Here is a 15,702-nt window from a genome sequence, read left to right as displayed (position 1 = left end):
CTTGCCGCTGCGCGGCTTCGCGCCTTGCAGGCCGCAGCCGGCCTGTCGGCCCGCGGTGGCGCCCATGGAGCTGCCGCTGCGAATCAGGCCTCAATGGGCCTGAGGCCACCTGAGGCGGCCCAGCGTTTCCTCACAGGCCCAGGTCACAACCCGGTGCTCAGCACCACCGAGCCCAGCTGGCGCGTGAAGTCGAAGCCGCTGATGCTGGAGCGCCGCTGCAGCCAGCCCAGGTTCAGGCCGACCTGCCAGTGGCGGCCCAGGTCGTGGCGCAGCGCCAGGTCGGCCGAACGCAGGCGGTCGTCGCGTGGCTGGAAGCCGTTGACGTAGTGGCTGCGCACCTGGGCCAGCGTCAGGCTGGTGCGGGTGGCGCCCCACTGTTCGTTCCAGCCCAGCTGCCAGCGGCTGCCGACCACCGCATCGGCACCGTCGCCGGGCACGTCGCTGGCCTCGCGCTGGCCGCCCAGCACCAGGCTGCGCAGCGGCGTAGCCTGCCAGCGCAGTTCGCCCGACCAGCTCAGCAGGCCCTGGGTGGGGCGCAGGCGGTCGAAGCGGCGCTGCTGCGGCCCGGCCTGCAGCTGGCCGCTCCACTCGGCCGTGGGCTCCCACTGCAGCAGGCCCAGCAGCCGCACGTCGGTGTGCGACAGCGACTGGTAGCTGTTGGGGTAGCGCTGGCGCAACCGCCGCAGTTCCACGCCGGCGCGGCGCTCGGGCTCGGCCAGCGGCACCAGCACGCGGCCGATCAGGCTGGCGCTGTCGGCGTCGGCCAGGATGGTCAGCGCGCGCTGCGTGCGGTAGCGCTTGCGCGACGCGCTGGCATCGAGCTCCAGCCGCGGCGAGGCGCCCTGGGCCAGCGCCAGGTCGTGGCGCCAGACCAGGCCGGCGGCGGCGGCCAGGTAGCGGTCGGGCGGCGCGGCCGGCTGCGACGGATCGGGCTGGCCAACGCTGTCATGCCACTCCTGCCCCGCAGCACGCCAGGCGACGGCACTGCGCGGCCCCAGCAGGTGCAGGCCGTCGGCCGACAACTCGGTGTTGGTGCTGTCGTCCAGCCGGCTCGACAGGTAGGTCGTGCGCTCGGCGCGCCAGCCCAGGTTCAGCCGGCTGTCGCCATCCTGGCGCTGCAGTTGCAGCGTCGGGAACAGCGCGACGAAGGCCGAGCGGCGCTGGCCGGCCGACTGCAGGCGCAGGTTGTCGTTGTGGCCGGCAGCCACCAGCAGCTGCGGCTGCAGCGTCCACGCGTTCCAGCGCAGGCCGGGTGGCGCGAAGGCCTCTTCGGAGGACTCAGCGGTGGCCGCTTCGTCAGCCGCCAACGCAGCGCCCGCGCCGTGCACCAGCATCAAGCCGGCGCACAGTGTGGGCCACCAGGGCAGACCCCTCAAGGCAGCATCGCGCCGCGCGTGCGCACGTCGGCGCCGCGCAGGTCGCCCGGCGTGCGCGTGGCGGCCTGGCCGGCGGTGGCCGGTGCCGGCGTGCGGGGGGCCGAGCCGCCGGCCAGCGTGGAGCCGTTCATCGAGGGCTGCAGGCCGCTGGCGATCGCAGGCGCCGACGCCTGCGCGCGCAACTGCGCCATGGCCTGGTAGGCCGCGGCCCAGTTCTCGGTCAGCTGGGCCTGGCGTTCGGCGGCGCTGGCGGGCGGTGTCCACAGCGCCGAGCCATTCGGCCGGCTCAGCAGGTAGCTGATGTCCGAGCCCTTGCTGGCGCTGGCGGTCAGCGTGTAGGTCAGCAGCACCGTGTTGTTGCCCGCGACAAAGCCGGTCAGCGTCTTGGACTTGTCGGTGAAGTAGGCCTGGGCGTCGGGCAGCGTGGCGAAGTTGGCGTTCAGCACGGTGGTGCCGCCCCGCTTGACCTTGAAGTTCAGCGTGTCGAAGCCGCCGTTGTAGGCGCTGATGTCCAGCAGGCCCAGCGTCAGGTCGGCCGCGGTGTTCAGGTTGAAGCTGTAGAGCGCGCTGGCCGTGTAGGTGCGGGTGCCCGTACCGCCGGTGTAGTTGGCGCCCAGCGACCCCAGCCCGATCACCACGCCCGAACCCACCGCCGCCGCCACGGTGGGGTGCGCACCCAGCAGCGTGTTCAGCGACGAGGCGTTGGGCGCGCCATTGGCGAACGAGAAGGCCTGCATGCCGTTGCTGCCGCCGTTCAGGTTGGGGAAGTTCAGGCCGGTGGCCGGGTTGTAGGACGATGAGGCCTGGCTGATGGTGGTGGCCTTGACGTCCGCCTCGGCACTGGTCTGGATGCTGCTGGTGCCGCTGGTGGCGGTGCTGCGCGCCGTGGCCAGGCCGGCCGCGCCATTGGCCCAGGCGTAGGACGACAGGTCGGCCGCATCGATGCCGGTGGTCACCGCGGTCGCGTTGGCCGTGCCCGCCACCGAGGTGGCGCGGGCATTGGCCGCGGACGCACCCGCCGCGGCGGTGGTGTTGGCCGTGGCCGAAGCGTCGGCCTGGCCGGCGCTGGCGCCAGTGCCGCCATTGGCATAGGCGTTGACCGTGGCGGTGCGGGCCGCGGTGCCGTTGCCGCGCGCATCGGCGCTGCCCCCGGTGCCGGCGCCCACGCCATTGCCGGCCGTGGCGGTGGTGTTCAGCGTCAGCGTGCCCAGGGTGTTGACCGTGGTGATGCCGGTGTTGGTGCCGGCATTGCCGCCGCTGCCACCGGTGCCGGTGCTGGTGCCGCCACCCGCGCCGCCATTGGCGTTGTTGGTCACGGTGATCGCGCGGCCCTGCAGGTTGTTGCGGATCAGGTTGGACTGCGCGTTGCCGCCCTGGCCGCCCTGGGCGGTGTACGAGTAGCCGCCCGCGCCGGCCGAGGCCGTCTGGCTCAGGTTCAGCGCGCCGCGCGTGACCCCGTTGACCGCGCCGACCAGCGTGACCGAGGCGCCCTGGCCGCCATTGGCGCCGGTGCTGCCCGTCCCGCCGGCACCGGCGTCGGCCAGCGCCGTCACCGACACCGCGCCGGTGCTCGAGGTGGCCTGGGCCGAGGCATTGGCGGTGGCGCCGTTGCCGCCGGTCTGGCCGACGCCCACGGCCGAGCCGCCGTTGCCGCCATGGGCCTGGACATCCACGGTGGCGGCGCGTGACAGCACGGTGGTGGCGCTGCCACTGGCCTGCGCGCTGCCGCCACTGTTGCCCGACGCGGTGGAGGTGCCGCCACCGCCCGTGGCGCCGGTGGCGTACGAGCCCACCGACAGCGTGCCGCTGCCGCTGGCCGTGACCGAACTGTTGGCCTGGCCGCCGGTGCCGCTGGTGCCTGCGGCGGTCTGTCCGCCGACGCCGCCATTGGCCGCCGCGACCACCGACGCCGACGCCGCCGACCCGGTGTTCAGTGTCAGCTGCGAGCTGGCATTGGCGCCGTTGCCGGCGACACCGCTGTCGGTGCTGCCGCCGGCGCCGCCATAGGCATTCTGCGTGGCCGACAGCGCGCCCAGCGTGCTCCCGCTCACGGCATTGACCAGCGAGATGGCCGCGCCCTGCCCGCCGTTGGCGCCGTTCAGGCCGTCACCGCCGCTGCCGCCGTAGGCACGCACGATGACGGTGGCGGTGCCGGTGCCGCTGCTGGCGTTGGCGCTGCCAGTGGACGAGGCCCCGGCGCCCCCGACCTGGCCCACGCCGCGGCCGGTGCCGCCGGCGCCACCGGTTGTCTGCGCCTGGGCCTGGGCGTCGAAGTCCAGCGAGCTGCTGGCGCTGACCTGGGACGAGGCCGAGGCGCCATTGCCGCCACTGGCCACGCCGCTGCCGACCGATCCGCCGGCGCCGCCGTTGGCGTAGCCGACCAGGAAGGTGCGGCCCGGCGCCGTGCCCGACAACTGGGACGAGGCCTGGTCACCCTGGCCCGCCAGGCCACTGCTGGTGCTGCCGCCCGCGCCACCGTTGGTGGTCATCGAGATGTTCAGGTACTCGGCATCGACCAGCGACACCGTCAGGTTGTTGGTGGCGCTGCCACCGTTGCCGGCCTGGCCGGTGTAGGAATAGCCGCCAGTGCCACCCGCCACGTTCTGGGTCAGGTAGATCGTGCCGGTGGAGGTGCCGCCGACCGCGTTGGTCGCCGACGCGTTGGCGCCGGCACCGCCGCTGGCGCCGACATAGCCGGTGCCCCCATCGCCGCCGTTGGTGGCGGCCGTCAGCGTCAGCGTGCCGTCCTCGGACTGGCCGGCGACGCTGGTGCTGGCGCTGCCCCCTGCGCCGGCCGTGCGGCCCGCCCCGGAGGCCTGGCCGCCACGCCCGCCGGTGGCGGTGCCGGTGACGCGCACCGCCGCGGTGCCGAGGCTGCGTCCCACCAGCGTGGTGCTGGCATTGCCGCCCTTGGCGCCGCTGGCATCGGTGCCCCCGGCACCGCCGGTGCCGCCGGTGGCGGCGCCGTCGAGGTTGAGGGTGTTCACCGCGTCGATCGTGGCCTGCGTGGTGGCCGTGCCGCCGCCCAGCGTGCTGCCCAGCGACGAGGTGCCGCCAGCCCCGCCGTTGGCGGTGACGTCGACATTGAGGGTCGAGGCCAGCAGGTCATTGCGCGTCAGGCTGCTGCTGGCATTGCCGCCCTTGCCGGCCACGCCGCTGGCGCTGTTGCCGCCCGTGCCGCCCTGGGCCAGCTGCGCCATCGTCAGGATGCCCGAAGTGCCGCCGCCCACGCTGTCGGTCAGCGTGACGGCCGCCCCCGCGCCGCCAGTGCCGGTGTCCGAGGCCGCGCCGCCTGAGCCGCCGTAGCTGCGGCTGGTGACGTTGACCGCGCCGCTGCCGCTGGTGCCCGACGCCGACGCGCTGGCGCCACCACCGGCGCCCGCCGTGCCGGCGCTGCTGGTGCCGCCCGTGCCGCCATTGGCCTGGGCCAGCACCGACACCGGCGCGGACAGCACCGCATCGGCCACGGCCGTCGAGGCCGCCGTGCCGCCATTGCGGCCATTGTTCGTGGAGCCGCCGCCGCCACTGCCACCGGTGGCATAGCTGCTGGCCTGCAATTGGCCGACGCCGCTGAGGTCCAGCGCCGAGCTGGCATTGCCGGAGGCGCCGCCGGTGCCGCTGGTGGTGCCGCCACCGTTGCCGGCGTCCGCCCGCAGCGTGACCGTCAGACGGGTGGCGGTGGTGTCGTCACGCAGCAGATTGCTGGTGGCATTGCCGCCGCTGCCGGCCGTGGCGGTGTAGGAGTACCCGCCGCTGCCGCCATTGGCCGTCTGGTTGATCGTCGCGATGCCATTGGTGGTGGCCGACACCGCGTCGACCACGCTGATCGACGCGCCATTGCCACCGCCGGCCCCGGAGTAACCCGTGCCGCCTGAGCCGCCGGTGGCGGTGCCCGTGGCAATGACCGTGCCGTTGCCGGAGGCGCCACTGCTGGTCAGCGCGGCCTGGCCGCCGTTGCCGCCTGCCCCGCTGCCCGAGGCCGAACCGCCGGTGCCGCCGGTGGCGGTGGCGGTGACGGTGGCCGTCTTGTTGGCCACGGTGCTGCCGCTGGCGTTGGCCGTGCCCTTGGCACCGGCGCTGCCGCTGCCGGCGCCGTCGGCGCCGCCGGTGCCGCCCAACGCATCGATGTTCAGGGTCAGGTTGCCGACCGCGGTGACCGTGGCCTCGCTCAGCGCTGTGCCCGACGCGCCGGCGGTGCCGGTGGTGGCCCCACCACCATTGCCGCCGCGGCTGTAGAGGTTGACCGTGTGCTGGCTGGCGAAGGTGTCGTTGCGCGTCAGGCGCGAGGTGGCGTTGCCGCCGTCGCCGGCGATGCCGTCACTCGCCGTGCCGCCATGACCGGCATAGGCCTCCTGGTTCAGGTTCAGCGTGCCGGTGGTCTTGCCGACGGCGGCGTCGGTGACCACCTGGTTGGCCCCGTCGCCCGCGTCAGCGCCAGTGCCGCCCGTGCCGCCGCTGCCGGCCGTGGCGCGTGCCGTCACGGTGACCGTGCCGCTGCCGCTCTGGCCGTTGGCCGAGGTCACGCCATTCGCGCCGGACCCCGCGATGCGGCCCGCCCCGCTGGCCGAGCCGCCGTTGCCCCCGGTGGCATAGCTGCCCACGGTCACCGTCGCCGCGCCGGCGGTGGTGGCGCGGGCGGTGCTGGTGCCGCGGGCACCGGCCGCCCCGTGGGCACTGCCGCCAGCGCCGCCGTCCCCGCCATTGGCGTAGCCATTGACATTGAGCGCGCCGCTGCCGGTGATGCGGACATTGGTGGTGGCCTGCGCGCCAGCGGTGGTGGTGCCGCTGGTGGTGCCGCCGCCGGTGCCGCCGTTGGACCGCACCGTGGCATTGATCGTGGACGGCGTGTTGTTGGTGTAGATCAGCGTGCTGCTGGCGGCGCCGGCGGCGCCCGCGTTGGATTCGTAGGAATAGCCGCCGCTGCCGCCGGTGGCGTTCTGGTTCAGCGCCAGCGTACCGGTGGTGTTGCCGCTGACCGCGCCGGTCACCGACACCGCCGCGCCGTTGCCACCCTGGGCGGTGGTGAAGCCGGTGCCGCCATGACCGCCGTACACGTTGACGGTGGCCGTGGCCGTGCCGCTGCCGGAGTTGGCGGTGGCGGACGCACTGGCCGTGGCGCCATTGCCGCCGACACGGCCGCTGTCGCGGCCGGAGCCGCCATTGCCGCCGCCGGCCGACGCGGTGGCCGATCCGGCCGAGGCCCCGACGCCGGTGGCCACGGCCGTGGCCGTGGCGCTGGCACCGCTGCCACCGCTGCCGCCCAGGCCGGGCCCGGCGCCACCGTTGCCGCCACCGCTGCCGCCGGCGCCGCCACTGCCGCCGTTGGCGGTCGCGGTGGAGGTGGCAGAACCCGCGGCGGGCGCCGTGGTGGCGCTGGCCGTGGCCGATCCGCCATCGCCGCCGTTGCCACCGGAGCCACCCTGGATGACCGCGGTACCGCCGCCGCCGTTGCCGCCGCTGCCGCCGTTGCCGCCATTGGCATTGGCCGCGTTGCTGCTGTCGCCATTGGGGCCGGCCGCCGCGTTGGCACTGCCGCCGGTGCCGCCATTGCCGCCAGCGCCGCCTGGTGAGGAGCCGGGCGTACCGGTCGTGCCGGCGGTCCCGGTGTCGTTGACCGTGGTCGCCCAGGCCTGCTGGATCGCGGTGCTGAGCAGCAGCGGCACCAGCACCGCCCCCATGGCCAGCGGACGGGTCATGCCGCGGGCGCGGCGGGCAGGGGTGGGTCGGTTCATGGCAATCCTCCAGAGGGCAGCGCACCATCCCTTCCGGCGCGCCGCATCTGAGGATGCTGCCAGCCGCCGGGCGTGCGCACCCTCCCTCGGATCAAGGTTCAGTCGTTCGCGCGCCCCTTGACCTAGGGGTGCGCAGGCGCCACCGGAATCCGTGCCGCCACGGCGGCGGCGAAGTGTTCAGCCCCGCCCGACGAAGGGCATGCCGGTGGCCATCACCGTCATGAACAGCACGTTGGCCTCCAGCGGCAGGCCGGCCATCTGCACCACCGCGTCAGCCACATGGCGCACGTGCATGCGGGCCTCGGCGCGCACGCTGCCGTCGGCCTGCGGCATGCCGGCGGCCATGGCGGTGGTCATGTCGGTGGCGGCGTTGCCGATGTCGATCTGGCCCACCGCGATGTCGAAGGCCCGGCCGTCCAGCGCGCAGGACTTGGTCAGCCCGGTCATCGCGTGCTTGGTGGCGGTGTAGGCCGCCGAATTCGGCCGCGGCACGTGGGCCGAGATCGAGCCGTTGTTGAGGATGCGCCCGCCGCGCGGCGACTGCGCCTTCATCAACCGGAAGGCGGCGCGGGTGCATAGGAAGGCGCCGGTCAGGTTGGTGTCCACCGCGGCGCGCCAGGCGGCCAGCGGCAGGTCTTCCAGCGGCACGCCAGCGGTGAACACGCCGGCGTTGTTGAACAGCAGGTCCAGGCGGCCGAAGCGCTGCTGGATCTGCGCGAACAGCGCATCGACCGAGGCCTCGTCGGTGACATCGGCGACGATCGCCACACCGCGCTCCGGCGTGGGTGAGGTGTTGATCGCGGCCTGCAGCTTGTCGGCCGAGCGGCCGCTGAAGACCACGGTCCAGCCGGCGGCCATCAGGGCCAGCGCGCAGGCCTGGCCAATGCCGGAGCCGGCGCCGGTGACGAGAGCAATGCGGGAGGCAGCCATGTTCATGCCGCCGAGTCTGCCACCAGTCGGAGCCAGTCCTGCGGCTGGTCGAACCAGTGGGTGGGCGACTCGGCCGCCAGCTCGTCCTGGCTGCCATGGCCCCAGCGCACTGCGCCGCTGTCCAGGCCATTGCGGTGCGCGGCGATCAGGTCCACCGCGCGGTCGCCGATCATCACCGCGTGGTCGGGCACGCGCCCGGCGGCACGCAGCTCGCCCAGCTGCTGCCACTTGTGCAGGCCGTCGCGGCCGCCGCTGAGCCAGGCGAAGTGCTCGCGCAGGCCAAAGAGGCGCAGGATCTGCTCGGCGAAGTCCACCCGCTTGGAGGTGCACAGCACCAGCGTGGCCCCCGCCCCGGCCAGCGCGGCCAGGGCCTCGGGCACGCCGGCATACATCGTGTTCTCGGCGTAGCCGACCGCGCCGTAGCGCGCGCGGTAGGCGGCCAGCAGCGCCTGCACCGTGGCCTCGTCGGCGCCGGGCACCAGTTCACGGAAGGACTCGGACAGCGGCGGGCCGATGTAGCGCGTCAGCGCCGCCTCGTCCTGCGTCGCCTGCCCGATCGAGGCCAGCGCGTGGTTGATCGAGCGGGCGATGCCCTGCTGCGGGTCGCTCAGCGTGCCATCCAGATCAAGCAGCAGAAAGGGCCGGGACATGCGCTCACTGTACCGCCCCGGTGCCATAGCCTGCGGTGGCCAGCACCTCGCCGCCGGCGCTGACCCGCACCGCGCAGTACTTGAATTCCGGGATCTTGCCGAAGGGGTCCAGCGCCGGGTTGGTCAGCAGGTTGGCCGCCGCCTCGGCGTAGGCGAAGGGGATGAAGACCGTGCCCTCGGGCGTGCCGTCGTCGCGCCGCGCATGCAGCGTGACGCTGCCGCGGCGCGAGGCCACCGTCAGCGCATCGCCGGGCTGCAGGCCCAGGCGCTGCAGATCAGCGCCGCACAGGCTGGCGGTGGCCAGGGGCTCCACCGCATCCAGCACCCGGCTGCGCCGCGTCATGCTGCCGGTGTGCCAGTGCTCGAGCTGGCGGCCGGTGATCAGCACGAAGGGGTAGTCGGCATCCGGCGGCTCGTTGCCCGGCACCAGCGAGGTGGGCACCAGGTGGACCTTGCCGTCGTCGGTGGGCACGCCGTCGGTGAAGACGATGGGCTGGCCGGGGTCGTCTTCGCTCATGCAGGGGTAGGTGACCGAATCGGCCTGCAGCAACCGCTCCCAGCTGACGCCGGCGATCACGCCGTGCATGGCCTGGCGCATCTCTTCAAAGACCGCGGCGACACCGTCGTCCGGGCCCTCGTAGCGCCAGTCCAGGCCCATGCCGCGCGCCAGCTGCTGCAGGATCCACAGGTCGCGCCGCGCATCACCCGGCGGCGCCACGGCGGGGCGGCCCATCTGCACCATGCGGTCGGTGTTGGTGGCGGTGCCCCACTTCTCGGGCCAGGCGCTGGCGGGCAGCACCACGTCGGCCAGCCAGGCGGTCTCGGTGAGGAACAGGTCCTGCACCACCAGGTGCTGCAGCGAGGCCAGGCCTTCGCGCGCATGGTTCAGGTCGGGGTCGGACATCGCCGGGTTTTCGCCCATCACATACATGCCGCGGATCTTGTGCGGGTCACTGTCGGGCGCCTTGGCCTTGTGCAGGATCTCGACCACCGTGTAGCCCGGCGTGGCGTCCAGCGGCGTGCCCCAGAAGCGCTCGAACCAGGCATGGGCCTCGGCGTTGTTCACCCGCTGGTAGTTGGGGAACATCATCGGGATCAGGCCGGCGTCGCTGGCCCCTTGCACGTTGTTCTGGCCGCGCAGCGGGTGCAGGCCGGTGCCGGACCGGCCGATCTGGCCGGTCAGCGTGGCCAACGCGATCAGGCTGCGCACGTTGTCGGTGCCGTGCACGTGCTGGCTCACCCCCATGCCCCACAGGATCATCGAGCCCTTGCTCTTCGCGTAGGCGCGGGTGACCTCGCGGATGGTCTGGGCCGGGATACCGCAGATCGGCGCCATGGCCTCGGGGCTGAAGCCCTGGACGCCGTCGATCACCGCCTGCAGGTTGTGGGCGCGCTGGGCGACGAAGGCGTGGTCGATCAGGTCCTCCTCGACCACCACGTAGAGCATGGCGTTGACCAGGGCCACGTCGGTGTCGGGGCGGAAGTTCAGCACCTGCCAGGCGTCGCGGGCCAGCTCGGTGCGGCGCGGGTCGGCCAGCACGATCTTGGCGCCGCGGCGCGCGGCGTTCTTCATCCAGGTGGCGGCCACCGGGTGGTTGGCGGTGGGGTTGGAGCCGATGACGATGAACAGCTCGGCCAGCTCCACATCGCGCACCGGGTTGCTGACCGCGCCCGAGCCCACGCCTTCCAGCAGCGCCGCCACGCTGGAGGCATGGCACAGCCGGGTGCAGTGGTCGACGTTGTTGCTGCCGAAGCCCACCCGCACCAGCTTCTGGAACAGGTAGGCCTCTTCATTGCTGCCCTTGGCCGAGCCGAAGCCGGCCAGCGCCTTCGGGCCGTGCTGGTCGCGCAGCGACTTCAGGCCGCCGGCGGCCAGCGCCAGCGCCTCGTCCCAGCTGGCCTCGCGGAAGACCTCGGCCCACTGGTCCTGGCGCCAGGGGATGCTGGGGTCCTTGGCCACGCCGGCGCGACGCACCAGTGGCCGGGTCAGGCGCTGCGGATGGTGGATGTAGTCGTAGCCGAAACGGCCCTTGACGCACAGCCGCCCGCCGTTGGCCGGGCCGTCGCGGCCGGTGACGCCAACGATCTGCTCGTCCTTGACATGCCAGGTCAGCAGGCAGCCCACGCCGCAGAAGGGGCAGACCGAGTCGACGCTGCGGTCGGGCGTCAGGCCCGGCGGCATGGTCTTGGCCGACAGCGCGCCGGTGGGGCAGGCCTGCACGCATTCGCCGCAGGCCACGCAGCTGCTCAGGCCCATCGGGTCGCCCAGGTCGAAGGCGATCTGGGCGTGGGCGCCGCGGTGCAGCACGCCGATGACGTCGTTGTTCTGCGTCTCGCGGCAGGCGCGCACGCAGCGGGTGCACTGGATGCAGGCGTCCAGGTTCACCGCCATCGCCGGGTGGCTCAGGTCAGCGGCGGGCGCCGGGGCGCGCAGCGCGGTCAGCGCCTCGCGCGGCTGCACGCCCAGGCGAGCGGCCCAGTCGGCCAGCTCGCCCAGCGGGCGGCCGCTCTCGCGGGGATCGGGGCGGTCGGCCAGCAGCAGCTCCAGCACCATCTGCTGGCTCTTGCGCGGGCGCTCGCCGCTGGCATTCACCTCCATGCCAGGCTGCACGCTGCGGCAGCACGAGGCGGCCAAGGCGCGCTCGCCCTTGACCTCGACGACGCAGGCGCGGCAGTTGCCGTCGGGGCGCAGGCCGTCGCTGAAGCACAGGCGCGGCACGCTCACGCCATGGCGCTCGGCGGCCTTCAGGATGCTCTCGCCTTCAAAGGCCTCGGCGGGCTGGCCGTCCAGCACGAAGGCGATCATCTTGGGCAGATCAGTCATGGCGTTCACAGGCCCACCTCCTGCGGGAAATGCCGCTGCACGCAGCGGATCGGGTTGGGGGCCGCCTGGCCCAGGCCGCAGATCGAGGCATCGGCCATCACCGTGGCCAGGTCCTCCAGCGTGGCGTGGTCCCAGTCGGCGCGGGCCATCAGCGCGGCGGCCTTCTCGGTGCCCACGCGGCAGGGCGTGCACTGGCCGCAGCTCTCCTCGGCGAAGAAGCGCATCGCGTTGAGCGCCGCCTCGCGCGCGGTGTCGTGCTGCGACAGCACCACCACCGCCGCCGAGCCAATGAAGCAGCCGTGCGGCTGCAGCGTGTCGAAATCCAGCGGCACATCGGCCAGCGAGGCCGGCAGCAGGCCGCCCGAGGCGCCGCCGGGCAGGTAGCCGTAGAGCGTGTGGCCGTCCAGCATGCCGCCGCAGAACTCGTCGATCAGCTCGCGCAGCGTGGTGCCAGCCGGCGCCAGCTTGACACCCGGGCGCTTCACGCGACCGCTGACCGAGTACGAGCGCAGCCCCGTGCGGCCATGCCGGCCGTGGCCGCTGAACCAGGCGGCGCCGCGCTGCACAATGTCGCGCACCCAGTACAGGGTCTCGAAGTTGTGCTCCAGCGTCGGCCGGCCGAACAGGCCCACCTCGGCGATGTAGGGCGGGCGCAGCCGCGGCTCGCCGCGCTTGCCCTCCAGGCTTTCGATCATCGCCGACTCTTCGCCGCAGATGTAGGCGCCGGCACCGCGGCGCAGCACCAGGCGCGGCAGCGCGCAGGGCGGGTCGGCCTGCAGCTCGGCCAGTGCGTGCTCCAGCACCGCGCGGGCGCCGTGGTACTCGTCGCGCAGGTACAGGTAGGCGGCCTCGCAGCCCACCACCTGGGCGGCCACCAGCACACCTTCCAGGAAGCGGTGCGGGTCGCGCTCCAGATACGTGCGGTCCTTGAAGGTGCCGGGCTCGCCCTCGTCGATGTTCACCGCCATCAGCCGCGGTCCGGGGAAGCCGCGTACGATGCGCCACTTGCGGCCGGCCGGGAAACCGGCGCCGCCCAGGCCGCGCAGACCGGCGTCGGACAGCGCCGTGAGCACCGCCTCGGCGTCGCGCTCGCCATTCACCACCTCGGCCGCCAGCGCGTAGCCGCCGGCCGCGCGGTAGGCGGCGTAGCCGACATGCGCGGGAGCGATGTCAGAGGCGGGGCCGGTGACCTCGTGCGGGCCATGGGCGGCGGGGTCGAAGGCGCCGTCGCCCGCCGACAGCGCGTGGCGGGTGTCGCCTGCCGCGATGGCGTCCTGCACGCTGGCCAGCGTGGCCTGCGGCAGCGCGCGCTGGCCCAGCACCGCCACCGGCGCCTGCTCGCAGCGGCCCACGCAGGGCGCGGGGATCACCCGCACCTCGGGGCCCACCGCGGCGGCCAGCGCGGCCATCAGCGGCGCGGCGCCAGCCATGGCGCAGCTCTGGCTGTCGCACACGCGCAGCGTCATCGCGGGCGGGGTGTCGTCGTCGGCGCGGATGTCGAAGTGGTGGTAGAAGCTCGCGACCTCGGCCACCTCGGCGATGGCCAGACCCATCTCGGCGGCCAGCGCCACCAGGTGGCCCTCGAACAGCGCGCCGTGGGTGTCCTGCAGGCGGTGCAACTGCTCGATCAGCGTGTCGCGGGCGTGCGGGCCGGGGCCGATCAGCGCGCGCACCGCGGCGCGGGCGGCGTCGCCCGGCTGGCGGCCCTTCAGGCGGCTCTTGCGCTTCAGGCGCTGGCGCAGGTCGTCAACGCTGACCGTGGTCTCCGGAGGATGTGCTGGGCTCATGGCGGCGCCTTGTCGCGCGGGGGATCCGCGGGTGCTCGGCGCACTGTACGCAGCGCGCCGCTGCGGCTCAATATGCGGCGCACGGCGGGCAGCATGTGCTGGCCAGTGCATAAATCGTTTACCCTGCCCCATCGCCATGAAACGCATCACGATCCGCCCCACCTGGACCGTCCAGGACCCCGACGGCCCGGCGCTGCCGGTGCGCCTGGTCGAGCTGCTGGTGCAGGTGCAGGCGCAGGGCAGTCTGCTGTCGGCCTGCCAGCAGCTGGGCATGTCCTACCGCCACGCCTGGGACCTGGTGCGCCAGGGCGAGGCGCTGTTCGGCAGCACGCTGCTGCACATGGAGCGCGGCAAGGGCTCCACCCTCAGCGCGCTGGGCGAAAAGCTGGTCTGGGCCGACCACCGCATCACTGCCCGGCTGGGGCCGGTGCTGGATTCGCTGGCTTCGGAGCTGGCCGCCGAGATCGGCCGCGTGGTCGAGCAGGTGCCGCCGGTGCTGCGGGTGCACGCCAGCCACGGCTTCGCGATCGAGGCGCTGTTCGAGCAGCTGGGCCGCCAGGGCCTGGTGGTGGAGCGCCGCTACGGCAGCACCACCGCTGCACTGGCCGCGCTGCACGACGGCGACTGCGACGCCGCCAGCCTGCACATCCCGCAGGGTCCGCTGCAGGCCGCGGCGCTGGCGCATTACGCACGCTGGCTGGACGGCGACGACCTCAGCGTGCTGGACATCGCCGTGCGCCGCCAGGGCCTGATGGTGCCGGCCGGCAACCCCAAGAAGCTCTACGAACTGCGTGATCTGGCGCGGCCCGATGTGCACTTCATCAACCGCGAGGCCGGCTCGGGCACGCGCTTCCTGCTGGAAGGCCTGCTGCGCGCCGAAGGCCTGGCGCCGGAGGCCATCGCCGGCTTCGAACGCGGCGAGTACACACATGCCGCGGTGGCCGCCTACGTGGCCAGCGGCATGGCCGACGCCGGCTTCGGCCTGGAACCGCCGGCGCGGCAGTTCAAGCTCGACTTCATCCCGCTGGCCAGCGAGCGCTACTTCCTGCTGTGCCGCGCCAGCACGCTGGCCACGCCGGCCATGCAGCGCTTGGTGGACACGCTGCGCGACCCGGCTTTCCACGCCGCGGTGGACGCCCTGCCTGGCTACCACGCCGCCGACACCGGCCGCGTCTGGCCGCTGCGCGAGGCCTACCCCGAGGCCTGATGGACAGCGTCGACACCGTCGTCATCGGCGCCGGCGTGGTGGGCCTGGCCTGCGCCCGCGCGCTGGCCCGCGCCGGCCGCGAGGTGATCGTGCTGGAGAGCGAGAACGCCTTCGGCACCGCCACCAGCGCGCGCAACTCCGAGGTCATCCACGCCGGCCTGTATTACCCCGCCGGCTCGCTGCGTGCGCGCTTGTGCGTGCGCGGCAAGCAGTTGCTCTATGACTTCTGTGCCGAGCGCGGCGTGGCGCACCAGCGCTGCGGCAAGCTGGTGGTGGCCACGGACGCCGATGAGCTGCCCGCGCTGCAGCGCCTGCAGCAGCATGCCGCCGGCAACGGCGTGGACGACCTGCGCTGGCTCAGCCGCGAGGAGGCGCAGGCGCTGGAGCCCGCGCTGCGCTGCGAGGCGGCGCTGCTGTCGCCCTCCACCGGCATCGTCGACAGCCACGGCCTGATGCTGGCGCTGCTGGGCGAGGCCGAGGCGCACGGCGCGATGCTGGCGCTGTGCTCGCCGCTGCAGCGCGCCCGCGTGCTGGACGACGGCCTGGCGCTGCAGGTGGGTGGCGACACCGCCACCACGCTGCATGCGCGCCAGGTGGTCAACGCAGCCGGCCTGAACGCCTGCGCCGTGGCCGCCGCGATCGACGGCCTGGCCCCGGCCCATGTGCCGCGTCCGTACTACGCCCAGGGCGCCTACTTCACCCTCAGCGGCCGCGCGCCGTTTCGCCACCTGGTCTACCCGGTGCCCGGCGAGAGCAGCCACCTGGGCGTGCACCTGACATTGGACCTGGGCGGCCAGGCCCGCTTCGGGCCGAGCTTTCGCTGGGTGGACGCGGTGGACTATGTCGTCGAGCCGGCCGACGGCGCCGGCTTCGCCGACGCGGTGCGCCACTACTGGCCTGGCCTGCCCGAGGGCGCGCTGCAGCCCGGCTATGCCGGCGTGCGGCCCAAGATCAGCGGCCCGGGCGAGCCGGCCGCCGACTTCCGCATCGATGGCCCGGCGGTGCATGGCGTGCCGGGCCTGGTCAACCTGTTCGGCATTGAATCGCCGGGGCTGACGGCGGCGTTGGCGATCGCCGACGAGGTGCTCGCCCACCTGCGCCCCTGACCCCCTCGGGAAACCTCTGCCGCGGGCCCCCTGGCCGACCCCACCGGCGGCACTTACAATTCGTTAACAAAACCGCAGGACGCGCGTCGC

The 15,702-nt window shown here is 73.7% G+C and carries 7 protein-coding genes and 1 pseudogene; 2 read left to right on the top strand and 6 right to left on the bottom strand.

Annotation, left to right across the window (positions count from 1 at the left end):
• Positions 1 to 143: 143 nt before the first annotated feature.
• The 6 genes from KAK07_RS20955 to KAK07_RS20930 all read right to left on the bottom strand — a co-directional run bounded on the left by KAK07_RS20955 (position 144) and on the right by KAK07_RS20930 (position 13,299).
• Positions 144 to 1,334, bottom strand: coding sequence for an outer membrane beta-barrel protein (locus KAK07_RS20955; protein ID WP_210863058.1), 1,191 nt, complete (start codon positions 1,332 to 1,334; stop codon positions 144 to 146).
• A gap of 38 nt (positions 1,335 to 1,372) precedes the next feature.
• A complete protein-coding gene (locus tag KAK07_RS20950) occupies positions 1,373 to 7,108 on the bottom strand; it encodes a beta strand repeat-containing protein (protein ID WP_210863056.1) in 5,736 nt (1,911 codons plus the stop codon).
• Between the two features lie 177 nt (positions 7,109 to 7,285).
• A complete protein-coding gene (locus tag KAK07_RS20945) occupies positions 7,286 to 8,038 on the bottom strand; it encodes an SDR family oxidoreductase (RefSeq protein WP_210863054.1) in 753 nt (250 codons plus the stop codon).
• 2 nt (positions 8,039 to 8,040) lie between these two features.
• Positions 8,041 to 8,688 (bottom strand): HAD hydrolase-like protein, encoded by a 648-nt coding sequence (locus KAK07_RS20940; RefSeq protein WP_210863052.1) that lies wholly within the window; start codon positions 8,686 to 8,688, stop codon positions 8,041 to 8,043.
• Positions 8,689 to 8,692: 4 nt separating this feature from the next.
• A complete protein-coding gene (fdhF, locus tag KAK07_RS20935) occupies positions 8,693 to 11,512 on the bottom strand; it encodes a formate dehydrogenase subunit alpha (RefSeq protein ID WP_210863049.1) in 2,820 nt (939 codons plus the stop codon).
• Positions 11,513 to 11,517: 5 nt separating this feature from the next.
• Complete coding sequence (locus KAK07_RS20930) at positions 11,518 to 13,299, bottom strand: NADH-ubiquinone oxidoreductase-F iron-sulfur binding region domain-containing protein (protein ID WP_210863047.1); 1,782 nt, start codon at positions 13,297 to 13,299, stop codon at positions 11,518 to 11,520.
• On the opposite strand from KAK07_RS20930, the pseudogene KAK07_RS20925 reads away from it, so the two are divergent.
• Positions 13,298 to 14,407 (top strand): annotated as a pseudogene (locus KAK07_RS20925) (substrate-binding domain-containing protein); the annotation flags it as partial. The gene KAK07_RS20930 and the pseudogene KAK07_RS20925 sit on opposite strands and share 2 nt — an antisense overlap.
• Entirely contained in the window at positions 14,350 to 15,612 is a 1,263-nt protein-coding gene (locus KAK07_RS20920) for an NAD(P)/FAD-dependent oxidoreductase (protein WP_310740757.1), read from the top strand. The pseudogene KAK07_RS20925 and the gene KAK07_RS20920, both read left to right, overlap by 58 nt.
• Positions 15,613 to 15,702 lie beyond the last annotated feature (90 nt).

Origin of the sequence: Ideonella alba (assembly GCF_018069875.1) — a bacterium.
GTDB lineage: Bacteria > Pseudomonadota > Gammaproteobacteria > Burkholderiales > Burkholderiaceae_C > Ideonella > Ideonella alba.
The sequence above is the reverse complement of the archived record's forward strand: the minus strand, read 5'-3'. Positions and strand labels throughout refer to the sequence as shown.